This is a genomic window from Kordia sp. (assembly GCF_045105435.1).
Taxonomy (GTDB): domain Bacteria; phylum Bacteroidota; class Bacteroidia; order Flavobacteriales; family Flavobacteriaceae; genus Kordia.
The window spans coordinates 1-25349 of the sequence record NZ_JBGCDL010000121.1 but is presented as its reverse complement, the minus strand read 5'-3'; the positions used below and the strand labels follow the sequence as shown (position 1 = coordinate 25349).

22 protein-coding genes are annotated in these 25349 nt (G+C 33.9%); 16 read left to right on the top strand and 6 right to left on the bottom strand.

Annotated features, from left to right (window positions below):
• Positions 1-2: 2 nt before the first annotated feature.
• Genes AB8B65_RS06140 through panC form a run of 3 tightly spaced genes read right to left on the bottom strand, consistent with a single transcriptional unit; the run spans position 3 to position 2192 of the window.
• Positions 3-965, bottom strand: coding sequence for a YbhN family protein (locus AB8B65_RS06140; protein WP_405299984.1), 963 nt, complete (start codon positions 963-965; stop codon positions 3-5).
• On the bottom strand, positions 966-1316 hold the full coding sequence (panD, locus tag AB8B65_RS06135; protein WP_405299983.1) for an aspartate 1-decarboxylase: 351 nt from the start codon (positions 1314-1316) through the stop codon (positions 966-968). It lies immediately after the preceding gene.
• A gap of 27 nt (positions 1317-1343) precedes the next feature.
• Entirely contained in the window at positions 1344-2192 is an 849-nt protein-coding gene (gene panC, locus AB8B65_RS06130; protein WP_405299982.1) for a pantoate--beta-alanine ligase, read from the bottom strand.
• A gap of 105 nt (positions 2193-2297) precedes the next feature.
• Between panC and AB8B65_RS06125 the strand changes: the two genes are divergently transcribed.
• The 4 genes from AB8B65_RS06125 to AB8B65_RS06110 all read left to right on the top strand — a co-directional run bounded on the left by AB8B65_RS06125 (position 2298) and on the right by AB8B65_RS06110 (position 9556).
• Positions 2298-3107, top strand: coding sequence for a glycogen/starch synthase (locus AB8B65_RS06125; protein WP_405299981.1), 810 nt, complete (start codon positions 2298-2300; stop codon positions 3105-3107).
• An 18-nt stretch (positions 3108-3125) separates the two neighbouring features.
• Positions 3126-4763 (top strand): DUF4270 domain-containing protein, encoded by a 1638-nt coding sequence (locus tag AB8B65_RS06120; protein WP_405299980.1) that lies wholly within the window; start codon positions 3126-3128, stop codon positions 4761-4763.
• Positions 4764-4785: 22 nt separating this feature from the next.
• Complete coding sequence (gene glmS, locus AB8B65_RS06115; RefSeq protein ID WP_405299979.1) at positions 4786-6633, top strand: glutamine--fructose-6-phosphate transaminase (isomerizing); 1848 nt, start codon at positions 4786-4788, stop codon at positions 6631-6633.
• Positions 6634-6712: 79 nt separating this feature from the next.
• Positions 6713-9556: a TonB-dependent receptor gene (locus AB8B65_RS06110; RefSeq protein WP_405299978.1), complete on the top strand. Its 2844-nt coding sequence runs from the start codon at positions 6713-6715 to the stop codon at positions 9554-9556.
• A 619-nt stretch (positions 9557-10175) separates the two neighbouring features.
• Here the strand turns inward: AB8B65_RS06110 and AB8B65_RS06105 are convergent.
• The 3 genes from AB8B65_RS06105 to AB8B65_RS06095 are packed head-to-tail and all read right to left on the bottom strand — an operon-like array spanning position 10176 to position 14638.
• Complete coding sequence (locus tag AB8B65_RS06105; RefSeq protein ID WP_405299977.1) at positions 10176-13247, bottom strand: CHAT domain-containing protein; 3072 nt, start codon at positions 13245-13247, stop codon at positions 10176-10178.
• 33 nt (positions 13248-13280) lie between these two features.
• Positions 13281-14069: a hypothetical protein gene (locus AB8B65_RS06100; RefSeq protein ID WP_405299976.1), complete on the bottom strand. Its 789-nt coding sequence runs from the start codon at positions 14067-14069 to the stop codon at positions 13281-13283.
• A gap of 2 nt (positions 14070-14071) precedes the next feature.
• Positions 14072-14638 (bottom strand): RNA polymerase sigma factor, encoded by a 567-nt coding sequence (locus AB8B65_RS06095; protein WP_405299975.1) that lies wholly within the window; start codon positions 14636-14638, stop codon positions 14072-14074.
• A gap of 305 nt (positions 14639-14943) precedes the next feature.
• Between AB8B65_RS06095 and atpD the strand changes: the two genes are divergently transcribed.
• The 12 genes from atpD to AB8B65_RS06035 all read left to right on the top strand — a co-directional run bounded on the left by atpD (position 14944) and on the right by AB8B65_RS06035 (position 25215).
• Entirely contained in the window at positions 14944-16452 is a 1509-nt protein-coding gene (gene atpD / locus AB8B65_RS06090; protein ID WP_405299974.1) for a F0F1 ATP synthase subunit beta, read from the top strand.
• A gap of 76 nt (positions 16453-16528) precedes the next feature.
• Positions 16529-16804 carry a FoF1 ATP synthase subunit delta/epsilon gene (locus AB8B65_RS06085; RefSeq protein ID WP_405299973.1) on the top strand — a complete coding sequence of 92 codons (276 nt, stop codon included), beginning with the start codon at positions 16529-16531 and terminating at the stop codon, positions 16802-16804.
• A gap of 187 nt (positions 16805-16991) precedes the next feature.
• Positions 16992-17702: a hypothetical protein gene (locus tag AB8B65_RS06080; RefSeq protein WP_405299972.1), complete on the top strand. Its 711-nt coding sequence runs from the start codon at positions 16992-16994 to the stop codon at positions 17700-17702.
• Between the two features lie 203 nt (positions 17703-17905).
• A complete protein-coding gene (locus AB8B65_RS06075) occupies positions 17906-18625 on the top strand; it encodes a hypothetical protein (protein WP_405299971.1) in 720 nt (239 codons plus the stop codon).
• Positions 18626-18733: 108 nt separating this feature from the next.
• The gene (locus AB8B65_RS06070) at positions 18734-19480 is read left to right on the top strand and encodes a hypothetical protein (protein ID WP_405299970.1); all 747 of its coding nucleotides are present in this window, start codon (positions 18734-18736) and stop codon (positions 19478-19480) included.
• A gap of 173 nt (positions 19481-19653) precedes the next feature.
• Complete coding sequence (locus AB8B65_RS06065) at positions 19654-20433, top strand: hypothetical protein (protein ID WP_405299969.1); 780 nt, start codon at positions 19654-19656, stop codon at positions 20431-20433.
• Positions 20434-20502: 69 nt separating this feature from the next.
• Positions 20503-21135, top strand: a complete 633-nt coding sequence (locus AB8B65_RS06060) for a vancomycin high temperature exclusion protein (protein WP_405299968.1) — start codon at positions 20503-20505, stop codon at positions 21133-21135.
• Between the two features lie 91 nt (positions 21136-21226).
• Positions 21227-22384 carry an aminotransferase class I/II-fold pyridoxal phosphate-dependent enzyme gene (locus tag AB8B65_RS06055; protein ID WP_405299967.1) on the top strand — a complete coding sequence of 386 codons (1158 nt, stop codon included), beginning with the start codon at positions 21227-21229 and terminating at the stop codon, positions 22382-22384.
• On the top strand, positions 22360-22749 hold the full coding sequence (locus tag AB8B65_RS06050; protein ID WP_405299966.1) for a DUF2007 domain-containing protein: 390 nt from the start codon (positions 22360-22362) through the stop codon (positions 22747-22749). The genes AB8B65_RS06055 and AB8B65_RS06050 overlap by 25 nt, the downstream gene beginning before the upstream one ends.
• Positions 22749-23360 (top strand): dethiobiotin synthase, encoded by a 612-nt coding sequence (gene bioD / locus AB8B65_RS06045; RefSeq protein WP_405299964.1) that lies wholly within the window; start codon positions 22749-22751, stop codon positions 23358-23360. Before AB8B65_RS06050 ends, bioD begins: the two co-directional genes overlap by 1 nt.
• The gene (bioA, locus tag AB8B65_RS06040) at positions 23360-24625 is read left to right on the top strand and encodes an adenosylmethionine--8-amino-7-oxononanoate transaminase (RefSeq protein WP_405299963.1); all 1266 of its coding nucleotides are present in this window, start codon (positions 23360-23362) and stop codon (positions 24623-24625) included. The genes bioD and bioA overlap by 1 nt, the downstream gene beginning before the upstream one ends.
• Before the next feature lie 23 nt (positions 24626-24648).
• Positions 24649-25215 carry a tyrosine-protein phosphatase gene (locus AB8B65_RS06035; protein ID WP_405299962.1) on the top strand — a complete coding sequence of 189 codons (567 nt, stop codon included), beginning with the start codon at positions 24649-24651 and terminating at the stop codon, positions 25213-25215.
• Positions 25216-25349: the final 134 nt, after the last annotated feature.

Here is a 25349-nt window from a genome sequence, read left to right as displayed (position 1 = left end):
AGTTAAAGATTTTTTTCGCTATTAAAAATAGGTAGATAAAGAAAAGACAGTCCGCCAAGAATTATAATCATTAAGGTTTGTGAAGCCCACATAATCCATCCAAAAGCCATACTTGGGTCGTTAGCTATGCTGAAAAGTGAAAATGCACCTGCTACTGCTACTGGATAAAATCCAATACCACCATTACTAGCTGCAATGCTAAAACTTCCTGCAATAAAGGCAATTAGCATAGCGCCTATAGAAACTTTACCATGCAGTTCATCTACCGAAAAGATGGTGAGATAAAACATTAAAATGTACATCGTCCAGATGAAAAGTGTATGAAATATAAATCCCCATTTATGTTTCATCTTTAAAATGCTGAGCGCACCTTCAAAAATTCCTAAAATAAAGTTCTTGATTTTTAGTGCAATTCCTTTTTTTGCTTTTTTGATGAAAATGATCAAGCCAATTCCTGCAATAAGCATCGCACTTACGAGCAGTATTATTTTTGTGGGATCTAAATTTTTGGTGAGAATATTCCAGATAAAATCAAATTCAATATAAAGTGTAAATCCAATGACAATGAATAGAATGATTAAGTCAGCCACACGTTCAGCTACAATGGTTCCAAATCCTTTTTCAAAAGGAATGTCTTCGTAATTTGTTAGCGTTAATGCGCGAAGTGCTTCTCCAGAACGTGGAATACCTAGGTTTGCCAAATATGCTACAAAAACCGCCATGACACTATTTGGGTATTTTGGTTTGTAGCCCATAGGTTCTAGTATGTATTGCCAGCGATACGCTCTAGATAAGTGGCTTAAAATTCCACAAATAACTCCAAGTGTAACCCACGTATAATTTGCGTTTTTAAAATATTCAATAAGTTTATCTAAAGGTGTTTTAGATAAGGAGTACCAAACTAAAAAAACTCCCAAGGAAAGTGGGAGTAGTATTTTTAGTATTTTTGATGTTTTTATTTTCAACTAGGTAAGTGTGTTATCAGCTTCGTTAGGAAAAACCAATGAAGGTTTAAATTGTTTTGCTTCTTCAATTTCCATCCAAGTGTAGGTGATTAAAATTAGAATGTCGTCTTTAGCAACTCTACGAGCGGCAGCGCCATTTAGTGTAATTTCTCCACTTCCTCTTGGTCCGGGAATTGCATACGTTTCAAGGCGTTCTCCATTGTTGTTGTTTACAATTTGAACGCGTTCTCCTTGCACAATATTTGCGGCATCCATAAGATCCTCGTCAATTGTGATGCTTCCGATGTAATTTAAGTCAGCTCCTGTAACTTTTACTCTATGTATTTTTGATTTTACTACGTTTACTTGCATGGGGCGAAGTTAATGATTTTAAAGTTTTTAATTTAATGCTAAATTGTCAATTAGGCGAATATTTTCAATAAAAGCAGCAATGAATATGCGATATGTTTCTTTTTTGGATTTCCGTTTGACTGTTTTTAAGTTTTTAATATTGGCAATTTCAACGTATTCCAAGGTTAATAAAGGATGTTTGCTGAACTGATTTTGAACCCATTCCTTTACTTGCTTTGCACTTTTTGTGCCAAACTTTTTTTGTGCCTCTAAAAGTGTTTTGTATATAAAGGCGCTTTCTGTTCTAGCTTCGGTAGATAAACGTTCATTTCGAGAACTCATTGCCAATCCGGAAGCTTCTCGGAATATTTTACAGCCAATTACCTTTACAGGGATTTTATATTTAGAAGCTAATTTTTTGATAATCATTAGTTGTTGAAAATCTTTTTCGCCAAAATAGGCATTGTTGGGTGTTACAATTTCAAAAAGACGTTTTACAATAGTGCCGACACCATCAAAATGACCTGTTCTAAATTTTCCTTCCATTTCAAATTCGAGTCCGTCAAAACTAAAATTTTCGGAAATTATGTCAGAATTATAGATATCTTCCACGCTTGGAGCGTACACAAAAATATTTTTTCCTAAAGTTTTTAGTAAAGCGACATCCGTATCTAGGGTACGTGGATATTTTTCTAAATCGGTAGCATTATCAAACTGTGTAGGATTGACAAAAACACTTACACATACAATATCATTGTCAGTCATAGCGTTCCTTACCAAGGATAAGTGTCCTTTGTGTAATGCGCCCATTGTAGGAACAAAACCAATTTTTTTTCCTTCATTTTTTTGCGTTTCAATGAAGGTTTTTAGCGTATTTTGGGTATAAAATATATTCATTTAGAAAAAATTAACAGCTTGCAAACTTAATATATTACTGTTAATCTGCATAATTTTTGTAATTTTGCATGTTTTACGCTGAATTATTAAAGGAAAAGTATTTTTATGAATAATAAAAGAGTCTTATACGTTTCATCTGAAGTAGTACCCTATTTGCCAGAAACTGAAATTTCATCAATGTCGTTTGAAGCGCCTAAAATGGTAAATAGTAAAGGTGGGCAAATTAGGATATTTATGCCACGTTTTGGAAATATCAATGAGAGAAGACATCAATTACATGAAGTAATTCGTTTGTCAGGGATGAATTTAGTGATTAATGATATGGATATGCCATTAATTATTAAAGTAGCTTCCATACCGAAAGAAAGAATACAAGTATATTTTATTGATAATGAAGAGTATTTTAAGCGTAAAGCTACATTTACTGATGAAGAAGGAAATCTTTTTCCAGACAATGACGAGCGCGCTATATTCTTTGCGAAAGGTGTTATAGAAACCGTCAAGAAATTAAATTGGGCACCAGATATTATCCACGTTCACGGTTGGATGGCTTCTTTATTGCCACTATACTTACGTAAATATTACAAAGACGAACCATTATTTACAGATAGTAAAATTGTTACTTCTGTATACAAACAAGAATTTGATGGAACTTTAGATAAAGAAATGCTAAACAAAATCAAGTTTGATAATATTGGTGATGGTAATGTAGAAATACTTGCTGAGCCAAACTACTCTAACCTTCTAAAAGTTGCTGTGGATCATTCGGATGCCGTGGTAATTGCATCTGAGGAAATTCCTGCTGATGTTCAAGAATATCTCACCGGTTTTGAAAAACCCGTTCTTGAATATAAAAACAGTGAAGAATTTGCCGATGCGTACACAGATTTTTATAATACAAAAGTTTTAAATTAAGGTTAACAGATTACACTTATGAACAAATTTAAAAAGACACTCACAGGTGGCTTAGTAGTGCTTTTAATGGTGCTAGGTTTTGTAGCTTGTGATGATGAATTTAGTACAGTTGGAGATGAAATTATTGAAAATAATAACTTCACAACTAGTTTGTTTGCAGATACTCAAGTAAAAGCATATAACAAACGTCTAAATCCAGTACAAACAAACGGATTGCCAGTGTATCAACTTGGAAAAAATGATGATCCTGTTTATGGGATTACCTTTTCAAGTCTTACGGTACAAGCGAGTTTAACAACGGAAAATCCTGAATTTGGCGACAAAACGCAAGCCGAAGAAGATGAAGATTTAACAGATGTTGAAGAAAATGAAATGGTTACAGAAGTATGGTTAAATATTCCATATTTCAGTTCGGGCACAGTTAATGAAGATGGAGAAACAGAAGTTGAGGTAGATTCTGTCTACGGAAACATTGGACAAACATTTAACTTGCACGTACAAGAGCTTACCTATTTCCTAAGAGCTTTTGATGAAAATGGTGCGCCACAAATTTATTTTTCTGATCAAGACTTTTCAGGAGATGTAGGGCAAACGCTTTATCAGCAGTCTGACTTTTCAATAAACACTTCACAAATAGAAGTGCCAGAAACAGATGTAAATGGAACAGCTGTACTTGATGAAAATGGTGATCCAGTAATAGAAGAAACTTTATCACCGCGAATTCGTGTGCTATTAAATGCTGATTTCTTTCAAGAAAGAATTATCAATAATGAAGGAAGTGTTAAGCTTTCAAACAATAACGTGTTTAGAGCGGAAGAGTTATTTAGAGGAATACATATTACTGCCGATAATGCAGAATCACTCATGTTACTCGATCTTGAAAATGCCAATATTGAAATCAATTACATATATCAAGCAGTAAATACGCAAGGAAATACGGATGATGCAGATGATACTGTTGAGTTTAAAAAAGGAGCTTACAGTTTAAGTCTGTCAAATGCTAATATTATAAACACGCTCAACACGCCAATGTTTGTGCCAGAAGCGCAACTAGCTAGTGAAGAAAATTTATATCTAAAAGGAGGAGAAGGATCTATGACAGTTGTTGAACTTTTTGGACCTGACACAGATAATAATGGTGTTGCAGATCAATTAGAAGAAATAAGAGAAAATGGTTGGATTATAAATGATGCAAACTTGGTTTTTTATGTAAATAATGACATACAAGTTGCAGATGCAGAAGATCCACAGCGTATCTACTTATACAATATGAGAGACAATGTTCCTTTAATTGATTATTTTGTAGATGAAACTGTAAACACATCGTCATTGCCATTATCAAAAGGAGTTCATGGTGGAATTTTAGAACGCGACGATGACGGAAATGCGACACAGTATAAAATTCGAATTACGGAGCATATTAACAACCTTGTTCGTAGAGATTCAACCAATTACAATTTAGGATTGGCCGTTTCTTCAGATATAAGAGTTGCGAATAGTGGAGAAATACAGACAGGTACTTTTGAAGAAGAATTTGTTCCTATTGTCTCAATAATGAATCCATTCGGAACTGTTTTACATGGAAGTACGCTAGCTTCACCAGAAGAAAAAAGGCTGAAGTTGGAAATATTTTATACTATCCCAGAAAGCAATTAATATCAATACTTAAGAAAAAATTATGTGCGGAATTGTAGGTTACATAGGTCACAGAGAAGCGTATCCAGTAGTATTAAAAGGTTTAAAAAGACTTGAATACAGAGGGTATGATAGCGCAGGTGTCGCGATATATGATGGTAAAAACATCAAACTATCAAAAACCAAAGGAAAGGTTGCCGATTTAGAAAGTCGTGTAAAAGAAGAGATTTCAGTTAATGGATCTTTAGCAATTGGTCATACGCGTTGGGCAACTCATGGAGAGCCGAATGATGTAAACTCACATCCACATTATTCAAACTCGGGTGAATTGGTAATAATTCACAACGGAATCATTGAAAACTACGATCCGTTAAAGCAGGAATTAATCAATAGAGGTTTCACATTTCAATCAGATACAGATACTGAGGTATTGGTAAATCTTATTGAAGATGTAAAAAATAACGAAGGCGTAAAACTTGGTAAAGCAGTTCAAATTGCGTTAAATCAAGTTGTAGGAGCGTATGCAATTGCTGTGTTTGATAAAAACAAACCAGACGAAATTGTAGTAGCACGTTTGGGAAGTCCGTTGGTAATTGGTATTGGTGAAGAAGAGTTTTTTATTGCTTCTGATGCAACTCCTTTCATCGAATATACAAACAATGCAATTTACCTTGAAGATGAAGAAATGGCGATTGTACGCAGAGGTAAAAAAGTAAAAGTTCGTAAAATAAAAGATGACTCACTAGTTGATCCGTACGTACAAGAATTACAATTAAACTTAGAGCAGATTGAAAAAGGTGGTTACGATCACTTTATGTTGAAAGAAATATACGAACAGCCAAGAGCAATTTTGGATACGTTTAGAGGAAGAATGTTGGCAAATGAAGGCATCATTCGTATGGCTGGAGTTGATGACAATATTGAAAAGTTTTTAAATGCAAATAGAATTATTGTTGTTGCTTGCGGAACATCTTGGCATGCAGGACTAGTAGCAGAATATGTGTTTGAAAACCTAACAAGAATCCCTGTCGAAGTAGAATATGCTTCTGAATTTAGATACCGAAATCCTGTCATTACAGAAAATGACGTGGTTATCGCAATATCTCAATCAGGAGAAACTGCCGATACAATGGCTGCTATCAAACTGGCAAAAAGTAAGGGCGCATTTGTTTTTGGTGTATGTAATGTAGTAGGTTCTTCAATTTCAAGAGAAACACATGCAGGTGCATATACACATGCAGGTCCAGAAATTGGAGTAGCTTCAACAAAAGCATTCACAACACAAATTACAGTACTAACGTTAATTGCTTTAAAATTAGCACAGAAAAAAGGAACAATTTCAACTTCAGAATTCCATCAGTATTTATCTGAAATGGACGCAATTCCTGCAAAAGTTGAAAAAACACTACAATCTGACAATCACGTAAAAACAATCGCTGACATTTACAAAGATGCAACCAACTTCTTATACTTAGGAAGAGGATACAACTTCCCAGTAGCTTTAGAAGGCGCATTAAAATTAAAGGAGATTTCATACATTCATGCAGAAGGATATCCAGCAGCAGAAATGAAGCACGGACCTATTGCATTAATTGATGAGCAAATGCCAGTAGTGGTTATTGCTACACGTAAAGGACACTATGACAAAGTAGTAAGTAACATTCAGGAAATAAAATCTAGAAAAGGAAAAATCATTGCAGTAGTAATGCAAGGAGATAAAACTATCAAGAAAATTGCCGACTATGTAATTGAAATTCCTGAAACATTAGAGTTGCTTACACCGCTTTTAACAACGATTCCTTTACAGTTGTTGTCGTACTATATAGCAGTAATGCGCGATTGTAATGTAGACCAACCAAGAAACTTGGCAAAATCGGTAACAGTAGAATAAGTTTAAAAAATTTAAGCTTTCTTTAAGGATTTCCTAAAAAAGCGTATATTGTTCTCATAATAACTAAACCAAAAGACTTATGAGAGCATACCTATCAATTTTAGCTATGTTGGTTTGTGCCGGATTATTTGCGCAAACCAATATTAGTGGAAAAGTTGTTGATGGCGATAACATGCCAATCCCAGGTGTTAACATTGTTGTAGTAGGAACTTCTACTGGAACAAGTACTGATTTTGATGGAAAATTCAAATTATCAACAGATCAGAAACCACCTTTTAAAATTACAGCAAGTAGTATCGGTTTTGAAGCCGTAACTGTAGACATTACCAAAAACAATGAAGACGTTACTATTGTCCTTAAAGAAGGAACAGAATTGGACGAAATTATTCTTTCAGCCTCAAGAACTCCTGAAAGAATACGAGAATCCCCTGTAACGGTAGAGCGTATGGACGCCAGAGCAATTAAAAACTCTTCGTCACCTACGTATTACGATGCGTTAGAAAACTTAAAAGGTGTTGATGTTAATACAAACAGTTTAACATTCAAATCTGTAAACACAAGAGGTTTTGCAACATTTGCCAATACACGATTTATGCAATTGGTAGATGGAATGGATAACTCTTCACCAGCATTAAACTTTGCGCTAGGAAATTTATTAGGAATGTCTGAATTAGATGTGGCAACGGTAGAATTGTTGCCGGGAGCGTCTTCAGCATTATACGGAGCAAACGCATTTAACGGAATTATGTTTATGCGTAGTAAAGATCCTTTCGGAGAGCAAGGAGTTAGCTTTTATGCAAAAACAGGAATGACATCATCAGAAAATGCAGGAGACAATACCGTTATTGACTTTGGATTTAGAGCTGCACACGCATTTAATGATAAAGTTGCTATTAAAGCTTCTTTCTCTTTCTTAAGTGGTACAGAATGGTTTGCTACAGATTATACAAACTTTGATGGTGCTTCAGGAGATGCTATTGCAGGAGACAGAGTATCTGACCCTAATTACAACGGATTAAACATCTATGGAGATGAGGTGTCAACTACACTAAACTTTGATGCATTATCAGGAGCGCCAGCAGGAACATTTGGTTCTGCAGCAATATCTAGAACAGGATATGAAGAGCGTGATTTAATGGATTACGATGCAGAAAGTGTAAAAGCTGATTTTGCATTGCACTACAAGCCTTGGGCAAATGACTTTACTATAATTTGGAATTCAAAAATTGGTAGAGGAAATACAATTTATCAAGGAGCAAACAGATACTCGATCAAAAACTTCTTTATGCAACAGCATAAACTAGAAATTCGTAACGATAACTTCTTTATTAGAGGATATGTAACTGCTGAGAAGGCAAATGACTCGTACGATACACGTTTTGCTGCCATCAATGTGAACAGAAGATGGAAAACAGATCAGCAATGGTTTACAGAATATGCTACAGGATACTTAGGAGCAATTACGGGAGCAATTCCAGGAGTTACACCAGGCGATGCGTCAGTAGCACATGCTTTTGCAAGAGGTTTGGCTGATACTGGTCGTTTACAACCAGGAACAAACGGATTCAAAAATGCATTAAACTCAGTAACTGCAGATGGAGACTTACTAACAGGAGCACGATTTATTGATAATACAAAACTATATCATGCAGATGTTAACTATAACTTTTCACACTTAATTGACGTTGCAGATATACAAGTTGGTGGTTCGTTCCGTGAATATGTGTTAGACTCTCAAGGGACAATATTTACTGATGTTGATGGACCAATTTCGTATGACGAATACGGTGCGTATGTACAAGTACAGAAAAAGTTCATGGAAGATAAAATGAAGTTTACAGGTTCTATTCGTTATGACAAAGCGCAAAACTTTGACGGAAATGTTTCTCCAAGATTATCATTAGTATACTCGCCAGACGAAGATAAAAAACACAACTTTAGAGCTTCTTTCCAAACAGGATTCCGTAATCCAGGAACGCAAGACCAATACATTGGTTTAGATGTTGGAAACGCTATCTTATTAGGATCGGCTCCAGACAACTTAGATCGTTACACAACAAGACCAATTACAAATAACTTTCCAGCAGGATTAGAAGCATTTGGATTGGACAGAACGGTTACGCTTTCAGGAAATGATGCATACAACAACTCGTATACATTATCATCTTTCCAAGCATTTGGAGCAAGTGCAGCAGCAGGAGCGCCAAACCCAGCATTGTTACAACAAGCAAATGTAGAGTTTGTAAAACCAGAACAAGTATCTGCTTTTGAAGTAGGATATAGAGGAATTGTACTTGATGACTTTTCAGTAGATGTAAGTGTATATTACAACCAATACAAAGACTTCATTGCTAACAGAACGGTAATTGTACCTAACTATGGTAATGTAGATTTTTCAGATATTACAGATTTAACTCCTGTAGGTGGAGCGCCAACGCCAAATGCATTAATTGCAGCTAGTAATGGTGACTTTACACCTTTTCAGTTATACTCTAACTCAAATGCAGACATCAGTTCGTATGGAGCGTCAATTGGAGTAAATACGAAGGTACTTGGAGATTATGACTTTGGAGTAAACTATACGTATGCTAAACTTGACTTTGATCAAGCTAGTGATCCAGATTTTGAAACAAGTTTCAACACACCAGAGCATAAAGTAAAAGCTTCTTTCGGAAACAGAAATCTTTTTAACAACTTCGGATTCAATATTAACTGGAGATGGAATGATTCTTTCCTTTGGGAATCGTCTTTTGCTGACGGAATGGTAACTGCACGTTCATTAGTAGATGTGCAAATAAACTATCGTTACAAAAAATCAACATTCAAATTAGGAGCTGCTAACATCTTAGGACATGAGTATGTAAGTGCACCAGGAGTTGGTACAATTGGAACACAATTCTTTGCTTCTTGGGTAATTAACTAAGCAAATTAAGTAGAAATATAAAACAAAATAGGCTGCCAATTGGCAGCCTATTTTTTTATAGAAAAATGAATTACTTCATCTTAATCGTATATAATTAGCATACGTTTGTAGCACACCCACATATTGTAATGAATGATTCTCTAATAAAGCAATGAGGCTTTACTAATGCAGAAGGACATTCGTAAATGTTTGTTACGCCAGTTCCGCCAACTAGTTCGCTGTTGTCAAAATTTGAAATTGATTTCTTGTTAAGGCTTAATGATTTTAAATCTCTTTTTTTCATAATTTAAAAATGTGTAGTTAATTCTTATAGTGAACATTTTAGAGACACTCACTGTTGTGTCTATTCTTCGCGAAAGAATGTTTTTGTTTAATTGTAAAAAAAAGGGGAAATGGACTTTGTGTTTCAGAATTGAAATCGTCCAATTGATAGGGTTAGTATCAAAATAAAAACGAGGAAAAATTGTATTTGTAAACGAATTTACTAATTGAATTCGTGTGTTTTTCGGTATAAAACAAAAGTTCCCCATAACTTATAGTTCAAAAAATTGGAATTTGTTACCCAACATTTTTCACTTCTTTTTAAAAAAATAGGAAATAAAATATATCGTTTTGATTTTCAGAATTTTAAATCACACTTTTTTCTTTTTAGAAACGATCGCACGATAAAAAAGAGAAAAATGCTGCTCAAAATACCAATAATCCAATGTGTATAACTGTATGATGCAAAAGAAATTGGAGTTGTATTTCCGAGCAAATAGAAACTTCCCCAATAAAAAGGTGCCGCATTAAAAGTGTCTGCGCTTTGTAGAAAATCAATTTTTGCCTGCTGCAATGCTTTATGTTTTGGCATTCCTTCTTTTATGTGTTGGTAAAAATAACGCATAATATCAGGTGTCGTTTTATCTGAAATTTCCCAGCTGCTTAACAAAAGACTTTTTGCACCTGCATATTGAAATGCATTCCCTAAACTTTGAATTCCTTCAGCTTTGTTAACTTCACCATTTCCGGTATTACAAGCACTTAATACCACTAAATTGGCGGGAATGTGTAAAGAATACAATTCGTGACTAAATAATTTGTCATCATCATTTGGGCTGCCTTCCGAAAAGTAAATTTTCAAATTATTTGAGTTATTATTGTCAATATCGCCATGCAATGCTAAATGTAGAATTTTAGCTTTGTTCGCATATTTTTTAAAATTCATCTCATTAGCGTCATCTCCATAAAAATAAGTGCCTTTTAAAATTTGAGAAATCTCTTGAATCTCTTTGCGTGTTCCAGGTAAATCAATTTGAGTATTACGTAGTTTTGATGAAGCTGCTGTATTGTTGCTGCTCAGGATAACATCTTTATTTGTGTATGAAAACGCAACACATTCATTTGCAAAATCATCAATCTGATTTTTAACTGTTTCTTCAAAAAGTAAACTTGCTGAATTCGCGTAACTTATTGCATACTTATAAAGTAAATATGCAGGATTTTGGTTTGCTTTTGTCTCTTCTGTTAAGAGTAAATCAAATTTTAAATGCCACAAAGATTCATCAGGAATAATAATAAGTTCATTGCCTATAAAATAGTGTTGTATTGGTGCGACTAACTCTTTGTATAAGTTGAAAGCGTGTGTTGAAAACTGAACAGTATTCTTGTTCGTAATTGCGGAATTTAATGCTTCAATTTTAGAATCTAAATCAGCAATCTGTAATTTTTTTACATGAAATGATTTTTTCGTGATGATAAATGTGTAAACGGTATTTTTATTCTTAAAAAACTCTATAAGTGTTGTGCTGTCGTTTAGTTTTTCCTGCAAAGTTGAAATTTCAATAACGGCATCTGCGTATTTTAACTTGAAGTATTTTGGGGAATCAAGTTCAATTCGTTTTTCGAGTGAATCTTTTCGTTTGTTCAAATCAAAAACTTTCCCTTCTAATTCATATACTTTCAAAGAATCTTGCTTGTTTTTCGTGATTTCTGTTACAATTTCCGATTGCAATTTGGCTAATTTCGTATTGATTTCTTTTTCAAGCGAAATAATAGCTGTGTGAAAATTTGCAGTTCGTTTCACTTCGGTTTGTTTTAACAATTCACGCAAAGAGTGTGCTTTGCTTTTTTCAGAAACATAAAAAGTTTCAACTAACGATGCGGTGTTATTTTCAATTTCACTAAGTAAAAGTCTGGTTTGTATATTTCGTGCATAAATAGCTTTTACGGTTTCAGAAAACTGTATTTTGTCACGGTAATTTCGTTTCGTTTTTCGTGTTACAGTAGCCAAATTAGTAGCTTTTTTATATAACTGCGCACTTTCTGTTAGGTGCATTTTTTCTTTTGTTTCTTCGTATATTAACAACAGAATGTCGGCTTTTGTTTTTATAGATTCCAGTAAAAAATTTTGATCTATATAGGTCGAAGTATTTTTGGTTGTGACTGTGTTCAATTCAATCGATTTTTCGCAATAAAACAATGCTTTTTTATACGCTTTCAATTGTGTATGTGCTTTTGCTAAATTGTTATAATTACGAATTGAATTAATGTTTCTTCCGCCATACATTCGCAATCTAATTTCCAAAGATTTTTCGATGTTCTTTATTGCTTCTTGGTAGTTTTTCAAATTAAAATAAATAATAGCAAGGTATTCGTACTGAAATGAAACAATGATAGCATCTACAGGATCCGATTTCATGCAAATAGCAAGCGCTTTTTCAATATATGGAATTCCGCGTTCATCGCCATAAATAGTACCCAATTGGCTGTACGGATAAAACATTTGCGGATGGTTTGCTCCCAAAATTTTGGTGCCCATCGTTAATGATTTCTTTGTGTGAAATATTGCTCTTTCCTTATTGCCAAGTCTGTCGTACGCGGTACCAATATTAAAATGAGCATGAATTTGATCGACACTCATATCCGCTCCGTGATTAGCGATACTTTGACTTAAAGATTTTTTATAGTATTGTATACTTTCGTTGAATTCATTCTGAATCGAATAAATCATTCCTAATTCATTGTAAACTTTCCCGAAATAAGGATGTTCATCTTCATATACTTTTTGCGCCAAATGCAATGTTTTTTCAAAAGAGGCAAGTGCTTTGTCAAACTTTCCAAGATCATAATAAATATACCCAATGGCTTCGTAAATATCAGCGTGTAAAATGCTGCGTTGTGGCGTATCTTTTAAGTCGATGGCTAAAGCAGTTTCAAATTTTTTCATTGCTTCTGGCAAACGTCTTTGTCGATGTAATGCAACACCAATGTTAAATTGCGACTCGGCAATTTGGAAAATATCATCTTTAAAAAAAGCGTGTCTAATTTCCAGTGCCGCGGTATGATTTTTAAACGACTCATTTGACAAGCGCTTTTTTCCTTGTACAATGCCTAAATTAAAAAGTGCGTCCGCTTCCGCTTTTTTATTCACAACTTTTTCTTTTCGGCTGTATTGCAATGCTTTTTCTGCGTATTCTAATGATTCTTGCAATTGTGAACTATAAGTGTATGCTTTTGAAAGTGCATTATAGCAGGTAGCAATTCCGTTAAAATCTTTCAGCTTTTTAGCATGTTTTAGTGCTTTATCAAATACTAAAATGGCATCTTTATACTTTCCATAGAACAACAATGTTTCACCTTTCGTTACATCGGTATTTAAAGTTGAGTTATTTTGTTGTGCGTGAAGTTGAAAACATAATGTTGTTAACATAAATAGGTAGCTAAAACAAACAATTTTTCTCATTTACTTCTTTAATTTAATTTCTTGATTTGATGTCGTTGGAATTTCCAAATACAGTTCGGCTTTTTTCAATTCGTCATTTTCTAAGTGAATAAGACCTTTGTACCATTTGGAAATATTTGGCGCATACATTGCCAAACTGTCCAATGTTTGAAACGCGATTGCTGTTTTGTCTAATTTATGATGCGATAAAGCGCGCAATACTAAAACATCTTTATAATGCTTAGAAGAAGCGTTGTAGGTTTTTAATATCTGTAAGGTTTGATAGTATTCTTTGTTTGTGTAAAGGCGTAAGGCTTTAGCTAAAGTAACTTTAATACTGTCTGATGAGCCATTTCTAACCGTAAAATCCAATCCGATATTTTTTTGCCAAGCTGCTGTTGTCAATGTTTTATGATTGATACTATCCTTAGAAAAATACCAAAAAAGTGAACAAAAAATAACAAGCATGGCAGCAACGCGCTTAGCAAATTGAAAATTACTCTTACGATGCGAAGCTTCCGCTTCCTCAGAAGCTTTTCTTTTATACGTTTCAATTGCTTTTGAAATCGTTGACTTCAATTGTTGTGTGTCATCACTTTCAAGAATATTTTTATACGCTTCTATTCTTTTATTGGTGTCATTTGTAGCATAACTCCAATACGTTTCGCCAAGTGCGTCTAGTAATTGTTTTTCTAGTTGCACTTGTTCTTTAAAAGAAGTGTCAGTTTCCAGTCGTTTCAAAAAAGCAGTTTGCGCTGCATCGGAAAGTTCATTTCTTAAAAACCGTGCTATTAATATGTCGTCTTCCATTATCATATATCTTTTAAGTCATCGTATCTACTATCTGTCTTAATAAGTTCAATCAATCGTTTTTTACATTTAAAAATACGTTGTCGCACAACATTCTCAGAAGTATACTTTAGTAGTTTCATAATAGTTTCGTAGGGAGTTTTCGCAAAAAACAGTTCCAGTATTTTTTTACAATTGCCAGAAAGCAGCGCTAATTTTTCGGAATAAAGTTCATAGCGTTCTTGTTCTACAATAGCATATGCGGCATCATCTAAAGCACTAATATTCTCTATATTTTCAATACGTTTTGCTTTAAACTTTGAAGCATTCAATTCGCGTCTCCATAAATTTCGGCAAACGGTAAAAAAGTAATTCTCAAAAGACGTTTTAATTTCAAAAGGTTCATTTCTATATCGAACTATAACTTGTAACAACGCTTTCTGAAAAATATCTTCAGCATCACTAACACGGCCATTATTGCTAACAATAAAATGCGATACTTTTGGAAACACTTCTTTATAAAGAGAAACAATATCATCTTCATTTCCTTCGGAAAGTGTACTTAAAAAGTTGCTAAATGTGTCTGTCATATAACCAATATGCTATTACCACTGTTTGAAAACAAAGCGAATTGGAAATATAGAAATAAATTTAGAGACTTACGGGGAGTAAAAAGTCAAAAAAGATAATTTCATTTATTTATCAAATTATATCAGTCATAAAAAATCTGTGTAGAATCAAGGTTTTTTTGATAATTTTCAAAAATCATCGTAAAACACTACTTATTTTAATTAATAAAATATATCTTTGCACCGCGAAAAAAGGTCATGTTTTAGCATAAAATATGAAATCCAATTTTCAGTATTTAATAACCTAAACATTAAACACTTAAGTAATGTCAAAAGTTACAGGTAAAGTTGCACAAATTATAGGTCCTGTTGTTGATGTAGAATTCAGCGCTGGGAACGAACTTCCAAGAATTTACGATTCATTAGAAATAGCGAAAGCTGATGGTACAAAACTAGTACTAGAAGTACAGTCTCACGTTGGTGAAAATACTGTACGTACAATTTCTATGGATTCTACAGATGGTCTAAGTAGAGGTACAGATGTACTTCCTACTGGAAATCCAATCAAAATGCCTATTGGCGACGATGTATACGGTCGATTATTTAACGTTATCGGAGATGCTATCGATGGATTAGGAGAATTACCAAAAACTGGTGATGACGGTTTATCTATCCACAGACAAGCACCAAAATTTGAAGACTTATCAACTTCTACAGAAGTATTATTTACAGGTATTAAAGTAATCGATTTAATTGAGCCTTATGCAAAAGGTGGTAAAATTGGATTATTTGGTGGTGCCGGAGTAGGTAAAACAGTATTAATTCAGGAGTTGATTAACAATATTGCAAAAGGACACGGTGGACTTTCAGTATTCGCAGGAGTAGGAGAAAGAACACGTGAAGGAAATGACCTTTTACGTGAGATGTTAGAATCTGGAATTATCAAGTATGGTGACGATTTTATGCACTCTATGGAAGAAGGCGGATGGGATTTATCTAAAGTAGATAAAAAAGTCATGAAAGATTCGAAAGCGACTTTCGTATTCGGACAAATGAATGAGCCTCCTGGAGCACGTGCACGAGTTGCCTTATCAGGATTAACAATTGCAGAATATTTCCGTGATGGAGCAGGAGATGGACAAGGAAAAGATGTACTTTTCTTCGTAGATAACATTTTCCGTTTTACACAAGCAGGTTCTGAAGTATCAGCACTTCTTGGGCGTATGCCATCTGCAGTAGGATACCAACCAACATTAGCAACCGAAATGGGAGCAATGCAGGAACGTATTACATCAACGAAAAAAGGTTCTATTACATCTGTACAGGCGGTTTACGTACCTGCAGATGATTTAACGGATCCAGCACCAGCGACAACTTTTGCTCACTTGGATGCAACAACAGTATTATCTCGTAAAATTGCTGAACTTGGTATTTACCCAGCGGTAGATCCATTAGATTCTACATCAAGAATTTTAACAGCAGATATTTTAGGAAATGAGCACTATGACTGTGCACAAAGAGTAAAAGAGTTATTACAACGTTACAAAGAATTACAAGATATTATTGCGATCTTAGGTATGGAAGAATTATCTGAAGAAGATAAAATGGCAGTAGGACGTGCACGTCGTGTACAACGTTTCTTATCTCAGCCTTTCCACGTAGCAGAGCAATTTACAGGTCTTAAAGGTGTGTTAGTAGATATCAAGGAAACAATCAAAGGATTCAACATGATTATGGATGGAGAATTAGATAACTTACCTGAAGCTGCTTTTAACTTAAAAGGAACTATTGAAGAAGCTATTGAAGCTGGAGAAAAAATGCTTGCAGAAGCGTAATTATTGTTGCCAGTTGCTTAGTTTTTAGTTGTTAGTCAACCAACAATGAGCAACCAACAAACAACAACAACAAAATATGTATTTAGAAATTGTTACACCAGAAGCGATGTTATTTAGCGGAGAAGTTACTTCGGTAGCTGTTCCAGGAATCAATGGTGAGTTTCAAATGTTAAACAATCACGCGCCAATAGTATCATTATTAGGTGCAGGAAATGTGAAAATTCAAGGAGATATTACTCTTGATGAAGATATCGCAGATAAGTTTACACAAGATGGAAAAGACACAATCTTAACGATTAACTCTGGAACTATTGAAATGAAAGACAACAAAATTATTGTATTAGCCGATTAATTTTAGCTAATTTTTATAAAATATAAAAAGCATCAAGCAATACTGTTTGGTGCTTTTTTTTGTTAAAAAAACATAATTTTTGAAAAAACGGACTGGTTTTTGATGCTTGTGTAAAAAAAAAGAATAGAATTATTCACAACAAACACAATTCAATTCGTAAATTCAACATATATAAATCCAAAATATTATGAAATCACTTATCAGAAAAAAGTTTATAGCACTTAGTGCAATCGTTTTAATAAGCACGGCAGGATTTTCTCAAGCAGCAGGAAAAGCATCCATGTTTCATACCGATATTTCGTCGGAAGCCATATTGCAAAAAAATATGGGAAAAACATATAAATATGTAGTTGAAGGGACACCTTACTATGATCAAAGCTTTAGTTCTGCAACCATTGTTCCTATAAACAAAGTATTTATGGTGCGTTATAACGTAGCCTTAGATGTGATGGAAGTTATTCAAAAAACGGATACGCTCCTTATGAATAAGAGCAACAAAAACTATTTAGTGAAGCTTAATAAAGGAAATGTTACGTATAAAATACTTGAGTACGTAGAAAGCAAAGAAGAAGATAAATTAGGCTATTACGTACAATTAACTAATGGTAAAAACGTAAAACTATATAGAAAAGATAGAAAGAAGTTTGTAGAAGTAAAACGAGTAGCTTACGGAAGTATCAATGGTAGTTCGGCTAAATACAAGGAGCAAAAAAGCGAATATTATATAGAATACGGAGGTAATGGAACTGCTGTAAAATTTCCAAGGAAGAAAAAATCAGTAATCAAATTATTTGCGAGTAAGCAAAAAGAAATAAAAGCGTTTATTAAAGAAAATAGAATTAAAGTTACCAATGAAACAGATTTGATTAAGTTGATTAATTACGCTAATTCTTTGTAAAAACATAACAGTAAAGAAAATAATTAGGATTAGCATCAAATTGAAATAAATATTAAAAAGCATGAAACATTAATGTTTCATGCTTTTTTTGTGCTAAAAACAAAAGTAGTTTTAGGATTTTGACATAATGTTAAAAAGAATAAATTATTTGGAACAAACAACGTTCAATTTGTAAATTCACTAACAATAAAAACATAAATACCATGAAATCACCTATCAAAAAGCAATTTATAGCCCTTTGTGGTCTCCTATTAATAACTGTTTCAGGATTCTCTCAAACAGCAAAACAAACCGTTCAAGCATCTATGTTTCACAACGATATCTCATCTCAGGCAATACTGCAAAAAAATATGGCTAGAGTAATGAAAGCAAATATAGATGGAACTCCTTATTATGACGAAACTTTCAATTCAGCAAACATAAACCCAATAGGGAAAGTGTTTATGGTGCGTTACAATGTTGCCTTAGATGTTATGGAAGTCATTCAAAAAAATGACACCTTAATCATGGATAAGAAGAATAGAAGTTACGTTATAGAGCAGAACAAAGGAAATATTACGTACAAAATTTTACAATATGTGGAAAGTCAAAATGACGACAAACTAGGCTATTACATACAGCTTACTAATGGTAAAAATGTAAAACTATACAGAAAAGATAGAAAAAAGTTTGTAGAAGTAAAACGCGCTGCTTACGGAAGTATCAATGGTAGTTCGGCTAAATACAAGGAACAAAAAAGTGAATATTATATAGAATATGGAGATAATGGAACTGCTGTAAAACTTCCAAGGAAGAAAAAATCAGTTATTAAGCTATTTGTAAGTAAAGAAAAAGAAGTAAAAGCATTTATAAAAAAGAATAAAATAAAGTTTACTAAAGAACAAGACTTAATGAAGTTTGTGAATTACGTTAACTCATTGTAGAATATTAGGTTAGCTCTAAAAAAAATAAAAAAAGGCTTGAAATGGTAAGGTTTTTGATGTAAATTAATAGAAAAAAGTTTACACATTAATAATTTAAACCAAAAAGCTATGAGATCATTTTTTAAAACAAGTTGCCTTAGTGCAATCGTACTATTATTATCTTTTACAACCGCGTATTCGCAAAATACGGTAACCTTAGAGCAAGACAATTCACCTACAGTTAGGTTTTTTCTAATTCCTCATCACAATCCATTATTTGGATTAGGATATGTAAATCCGCAAAAGAGTTTAATAGAAATTGCTGACGGTTCTCAGTTTCGCGACGATGAATTTAGAGAAGTAAAAGCAGCCGAATCTGGTGAAACTTTCAAAGCGCGTTACAATGCGTTCTTAGATGAAATGGAAGTGCAAGCAGAAAACAAAAGTGGTTGGATTAACAAAAACCAATATGCAAACAAAATTATATTTACAGACAACAATGTTGCATATAAAATTTTAGATGCAGACGACAGAGAAAATAAAAGAGCATTAGGTTACTACGAAGTTCTATTAGAAAATGACTACGTATCTCTTTACAAAAGAGCGCCTAAAAAATTAGCCGTAGGAATGGAACAATTACCATACATGACACCAGCGCCAAAATTCATCACTGAGTTTCAAGATGTAAAAGCTGAGTATTATGTTGAATTTCATAAAAGTGGAAATGTGCAAAAGCTTTCAAGAACTCGAAGAGGTGTTTCAAAAATATTCGATGACAAAAAAGCGATCGTAAAAGCATACATCAAAGAAAACGGATTAAAAGTAACAAGAGATCAAGATATGATAAACATTATTACGTTTGTAAATTCACTATAAACAAATCATATATATAAAATATCGAAAAGCATCAAACTCCACAGTTTGATGCTTTTTTTATATATAAAGCCAACAAAATCAATTGCTTATTCATATAAAACCAACGAGTAGTTTCACTTCCGTAGATTTTTTCGTAACTTGAAGTTTACATTAAAACCAAAAAAAGATTTATTATGAAAACAATTCACACCAAAACCACGTTCAAACATTTAAAATACTTTATGGTATTTTGTCTATTGCTAAGTCTAGAAGGATTTGCACAACAATGTAAAGGCGGAAGCTATGGAGAAAAACCACCAGCAGACGCTATTGACCTTGCATTAAGAGCTTCTATGGATTTTGACAATGACTTAAATGCTGTTGTGGTACGAAACCAAGGAATAGTGTACGGCCCAAACACTATTGGATCTCCATACATGCAATCAGCATTTACCACTGCAAAAATTGCGCCTGTTGGAAAAGTATACTTAGTTCGCTACAACGCACTAATGGACGAAATGGAAGTAAAAGGTGCTGAAGAAGAAGACGTATTAATTATTTCTAAAAAGAAAAGCTACGTAATCAATCAGCATGAAAACAACGTTACGTATCGAGTTTTAGAAAAAATTGAAAGCGAAAAAGAAAATGACTTAGGATATTACATCAGTCTGGAAGACAATGATAATATCTCGCTCTACAAAAAATCATGTAAAAAAATGGTAAAGCGTAAAAAAGGATCTTACGGAAACGCTGCCTCTTCTGTGACAACAGAATTCAAAGACATGCGTTGCGAATTTTACATCGAAAAAGCACACAATGGTCACGCCATCAAGCTTCCAAAAAGAAAAAAAGAATTACTTGCACTATTTCCTGACAAAGCAGATTTGATCAAAACATTCATCAAAAAGAATCGTATCAAACTGAATAAAGAAGACAGCTTAAAAAAATTAATCAAATACATAAACACGATTTAAAAATAATAAACGAACAAATGAAAAGCTCTTTCTATTTGAAAGGGCTTTTTTTAAATGACAACTATTCAAATGAAAAAATGGTCAAAACGTGCTGGTTTGTTACTAGGATTAATACTTGTCGGAATCATTATGTGTAATGTATATGTTGAGTTTGCTACTGGAGGAAAAACATATAACAAAGTCACCGAAATACCTAAAAATAAAGTCGGATTGCTACTTGGAACCGCAAAATATCTCAAAGATGGAAACATCAATCTATTTTACCAATACCGAATCAATGCAGCTGTACAACTCTACAACTCTGGAAAAATAGAATACATATTGGTAAGTGGCGATAATGGTAGTAAATATTATGATGAACCAACAACTTTTAAAGAAGACTTAATCGCAGCAGGAATTCCTGAGTATAAAATATTTTTAGACTATGCAGGTTTCAGAACGCTCGATTCTGTAGTACGAAGCAAAGAAATATTTCAACAAGAAAGCATTACCATCATCTCGCAACAATTTCACAATGAACGCGCTATTGCCATTGCAAATGCAAAAGGAATCAATGCTGTTGGTTTCAATGCAAAAGATGTTAACGGAAACAGCGGTTTCAAAGTAAAGGTGCGTGAAGTATTTGCACGTGTTGCCATGTGTATGGACTTAGTTTTTGGAACGCAACCAAAATTCTTGGGAGAAAAAATTACGATTCTATAAAAATATTTCTCTACTATTTCTTCACTATTTTAAGTAGAATAATCAGTATTTTTGTGTGTTGAGAAAAAAAAGATACGAAGCGAATTCAGCTATGAACATTCCCAAAAAAATACAAGAAAAACTAAACAATCGCATACAAAATAAGGTGTTTCGAGTGCTTCCTTCGGCAACAAATACAATTGATTTTTCTTCAAACAATTACTTAGGATTTGCCACTTCTGAAACGATCTTCAAAAATACACATCAACTCTTAATCGATAGAAACCTACAACAAAATGGCGCCACAGGTTCGCGTTTACTCTCTGGAAATTACGAATTATATCAAGAAGTAGAAGCGCAACTATGTACGTTCCACAACAGTGAAGCAGCACTACTTTTTAACTCTGGCTACGACGCTAATATTGGTTTCTTTTCGGTTGTACCACAACGAGGAGATATTATATTTTATGATGAATTTATTCACGCGTCAATTCGTGATGGAATTGGAATGAGCAATGCAAAATCATACAAATTCAAGCATAATGATTTGTCTGACTTACAAGCGAAAATTCAAAAAATAAAACAATCTAACACTACTGATCAAGAAATATACATAGTAACGGAATCTGTATTTTCTATGGATGGTGATTCGCCCGATTTAAAAAATTTGGTAAAATTAAGTAAAAAAGAAAATGCATATCTCGTTGTAGATGAGGCACATGCGTTAGGTGTTTTTGGTGAACATGGAAAAGGATTATTGCAGGAACTACACCTGGAAAATGAAGTCTTTGCCAGAATATATACCTTCGGAAAAGCATTAGGTTGTCACGGAGCTGTAATTTTAGGAAGTAACACACTCAAAAGCTACTTGGTTAACTTTTCGAGAAGTCTTATTTATACCACAGGATTGCCGCCACATGCAGTTGCTACGATCAAAATCGCATACGACGAACTTTCACAAACCACCGCAATACAAGATTTACAAAAAAACATACACATTTTTAAAGAAACTACAAAAAATCTAAACTTCATTCCAGGAAATGCTGCCATTCATTGTTGTATCTTTTCAGGGAATGAAAATGTGAAAAATGCAGCAAAAAAACTGCAAGAAAAAGGATTTAACGTAAAACCAATTGTATCGCCAACAGTTCCAAAAGGGAAAGAACGCTTGCGTTTCTGTTTGCATTCGTACAATACGGAAGCCGAAATAAAAGCAGTTATAAATACAGTACAAATACTACAATCATGCAAAACGATTTCTATACAGTAGCCACTTTTGAATACACCGCAGAAGCGCAAGTCATGAAAGGACGATTCATGTCGCAAGGCATTGAAGTGTTCTTAAGAGACGAATATACGATAGATACCGATCCGTTAATAAGTAATGCAATTGGCGGCGTAAAATTACAAGTACACTTGCAAGACAAGGAAGCAGCCATTGCCTTATACAACGAATTGCGTGAATATGAAGTAGACCGACAAAGAAACCGAATTATCTGTCCAAACTGCAATGAAAATCAGGTATTAATTGCGCCGCCAAAGAAAAAATTTCTATATCTATTATTTCCATTCTTTGAGCCAAAAAGATACTTGTGTAATGTGTGTGGAGAAATATTCAAACCAAAAAAAGACTAATGCAAAAAAAAATATTTGTCACAGGAATCTCTACGGAAGTTGGAAAAACAGTCGCTTCCGCAATCTTAGTAGAAGCATTGCAAGCCGATTATTGGAAACCGATCCAAGCGGGCGATTTAGACAATTCCGACAGTCATAAAATAAAAAAATACATTTCCAATACAAAAACGAAAATTCACCCAAACAGTTACGCGCTCAATACGCCGATGAGTCCGCACGCTTCCGCAGAAATTGACAATATCACGATCCATTTAGCCCAAATAAAAGAGCCAACAACCAACAATCATTTGGTTATTGAAGGCGCTGGCGGAATTCTAGTGCCGTTAAATACTGAAAACACGATTTTAGATATTATAAAACCTGAATATCATGTAATTGTGGTTTCGCGTCATTACTTAGGAAGTATCAATCATACACTATTAACAGTAAACTTGTTGAAGCAAAAAGGGTTCAATGTGTCTATTATTTTTAGTGGGAAGGAACACGTAACTACCGAAGCAATCATCAAAAAAATGACTAACGTTCCTGTGCTTGGACGTATTGATGAAGAACCGTATTTTGATCAAAATGTAATTCGCGAATACGCGGAAACATTCAAATCAACACTATAATGAACTTACAAGAAAGAGACAAAAAACACCTTTGGCATCCGCTTACGCAACACAAATCGCATCCAAATCATATTGCAATTACCAACGCAAAAGGAGCCGTTTTATATGATGAAAATGGCAACGAATACATAGACGGAATTGCATCGTGGTATACTTGTGTGTACGGACATTGCAATCCGTACATTATCGAAAAAGTAACAGCGCAAATGCAACGTTTAGATCATGTGGTTTTCACAGGATTCACACACAAACCCGCAGTAGAACTCTCGGAAAAACTCATTAAAATACTGCCCGAAAATCAAGAAAAGCTGTTCTTTTCAGACAATGGTTCTACGGCAATTGATGTCGCTATAAAAATGGCGCTCCAATATCATTTCAATCAAGATGAAAAAAGAACAAAAATTATTGCCTTAGAAAATGGTTTTCATGGCGATACATTTGGTGCAATGTCAGTTTCAGGACTTTCTGTTTACAACGGACCGTTTGAAGAATTTTTTATAGATGTAGCGCGAATTCCTGTTCCAAATGCAGAAAATTTAGAAGAAGTAAAAACCTTATTCACACAATTAATTACCGAACATAAAGTAGCTGCTTTCGTTTACGAACCTTTAGTGCAAGGCGCAGCGGCAATGCAAATGCATGAAGCCGAACACATCAATGAGATTTTAAAAATTGCACAAGAACACAATGTCGTTACCATTGCCGACGAAATTATGACAGGTTTTGGGAAAACGGGGAAAAACTTTGCGTCCGAATTTATAGAAACCAAACCAGATATCATCTGTTTATCCAAAGCATTATCTGCGGGAATGGTGCCCATGGCAATTACAAGTTGTAGTCACAAAATATACAATGCTTTCTATGCGGATGACATGAAAAAAGGCTTCTTTCACGGACATACCTATTCGGGAAATCCTGTAGCGTGTAGTGCCGCTATTGCGGGAATTGAATTGTTACAGTCAAATGAAATAAAAGCGAATTTAAAACGCATTGAAGCTGCACATCATACATTCGGTCTAGAAATAGAAAAACACTCAAAAGTAGCTTCCATACGACAACAGGGACAAATTTTTGCACTCGATCTAAGCATAGAAATGGAACGTTACGGAAACTTGCGTGACAAATTGTTCAATTCGTTTATGAACAAAGGTGTTTGTTTGCGTCCGTTGGGAAATACCATTTATATTTTAGCGCCGTACATTACTACAAATGCACAACTGCAACAAATATATCAGGCAATTCGCGAAACACTTGATTCACTATAGCTAACTTTCGCAATACAATAACTATGGGATTAGATTATACGGATGGATGCGTAAACTTTAGAGATGTTGGTGGATATATCAATTTGATACTTGGTGAAAAAAAACTACACGAAAACCAACTTTTAAGAGGCGGAAGTATTGATTATGTAAAAATGCCAAGTGAAATTGGACATGCAAAATCGATCATAAATCTAAGAAATGGAGCAGATGAAACTGCTTTTAATGCGGATTATTTTCACTTTCCCATGGCTAACAAAATTGAAAAATACGATACAAGTCAAAAAGAAGTAAAAATTTGGCTCAATCAAATCATAAAAACCTTCGAAAATCCAGACGTACAATTTCCAGTACTTGTGCATTGTTTATCAGGGAAAGACCGCACAGGAGTTGTCATTGCAGCAATACTTTTAATCATCGGAATTAAACAAGAAATCATCATTGAAGAATATTTACTTAGTGATGGCGAAGTAAATGTGGAATGGATTCAACTTGCAATGGATGGAATGCAAGACGTAGATGCCTATTTTAACAGACTTGAATTGCATAAAGTTCGCGAAAATCTTACCAAATACTTAGTAATTACTTCTTAAGAAAATAGCTTTAATCAAAAATAACTACTGATTTTCATTTTGTGTTTTAGTATGTTGATAATGTGGTTTTTATATAAAAATGCACACTATCTATTTTTATAAAAATCGTATTGGGTTTTTATGAAAGTCGTAAA

Excerpts from the sequence above, each read along its gene's own strand:
- AB8B65_RS06050 (WP_405299966.1), top strand. The coding sequence starts at position 22,360 with ATGCAAAACGATTTCTATACAGTAGCCACTTTTGAATACACCGCAGAA.
- AB8B65_RS06105 (WP_405299977.1), bottom strand. The coding sequence starts at position 13,247 with ATGTTAACAACATTATGTTTTCAACTTCACGCACAACAAAATAACTCA.
- AB8B65_RS06095 (WP_405299975.1), bottom strand. The coding sequence starts at position 14,638 with ATGACAGACACATTTAGCAACTTTTTAAGTACACTTTCCGAAGGAAAT.
- panC (WP_405299982.1), bottom strand. The coding sequence starts at position 2,192 with ATGAATATATTTTATACCCAAAATACGCTAAAAACCTTCATTGAAACG.
- AB8B65_RS06120 (WP_405299980.1), top strand. The coding sequence starts at position 3,126 with ATGAACAAATTTAAAAAGACACTCACAGGTGGCTTAGTAGTGCTTTTA.
- AB8B65_RS06065 (WP_405299969.1), top strand. The coding sequence starts at position 19,654 with ATGAAAACAATTCACACCAAAACCACGTTCAAACATTTAAAATACTTT.
- AB8B65_RS06080 (WP_405299972.1), top strand. The coding sequence starts at position 16,992 with ATGAAATCACTTATCAGAAAAAAGTTTATAGCACTTAGTGCAATCGTT.
- AB8B65_RS06085 (WP_405299973.1), top strand. The coding sequence starts at position 16,529 with ATGTATTTAGAAATTGTTACACCAGAAGCGATGTTATTTAGCGGAGAA.
- AB8B65_RS06060 (WP_405299968.1), top strand. The coding sequence starts at position 20,503 with ATGAAAAAATGGTCAAAACGTGCTGGTTTGTTACTAGGATTAATACTT.
- AB8B65_RS06055 (WP_405299967.1), top strand. The coding sequence starts at position 21,227 with ATGAACATTCCCAAAAAAATACAAGAAAAACTAAACAATCGCATACAA.
- bioA (WP_405299963.1), top strand. The coding sequence starts at position 23,360 with ATGAACTTACAAGAAAGAGACAAAAAACACCTTTGGCATCCGCTTACG.
- glmS (WP_405299979.1), top strand. The coding sequence starts at position 4,786 with ATGTGCGGAATTGTAGGTTACATAGGTCACAGAGAAGCGTATCCAGTA.
- atpD (WP_405299974.1), top strand. The coding sequence starts at position 14,944 with ATGTCAAAAGTTACAGGTAAAGTTGCACAAATTATAGGTCCTGTTGTT.
- AB8B65_RS06075 (WP_405299971.1), top strand. The coding sequence starts at position 17,906 with ATGAAATCACCTATCAAAAAGCAATTTATAGCCCTTTGTGGTCTCCTA.
- AB8B65_RS06110 (WP_405299978.1), top strand. The coding sequence starts at position 6,713 with ATGAGAGCATACCTATCAATTTTAGCTATGTTGGTTTGTGCCGGATTA.
- panD (WP_405299983.1), bottom strand. The coding sequence starts at position 1,316 with ATGCAAGTAAACGTAGTAAAATCAAAAATACATAGAGTAAAAGTTACA.
- AB8B65_RS06070 (WP_405299970.1), top strand. The coding sequence starts at position 18,734 with ATGAGATCATTTTTTAAAACAAGTTGCCTTAGTGCAATCGTACTATTA.
- AB8B65_RS06035 (WP_405299962.1), top strand. The coding sequence starts at position 24,649 with ATGGGATTAGATTATACGGATGGATGCGTAAACTTTAGAGATGTTGGT.
- AB8B65_RS06125 (WP_405299981.1), top strand. The coding sequence starts at position 2,298 with ATGAATAATAAAAGAGTCTTATACGTTTCATCTGAAGTAGTACCCTAT.
- AB8B65_RS06100 (WP_405299976.1), bottom strand. The coding sequence starts at position 14,069 with ATGGAAGACGACATATTAATAGCACGGTTTTTAAGAAATGAACTTTCC.
- bioD (WP_405299964.1), top strand. The coding sequence starts at position 22,749 with ATGCAAAAAAAAATATTTGTCACAGGAATCTCTACGGAAGTTGGAAAA.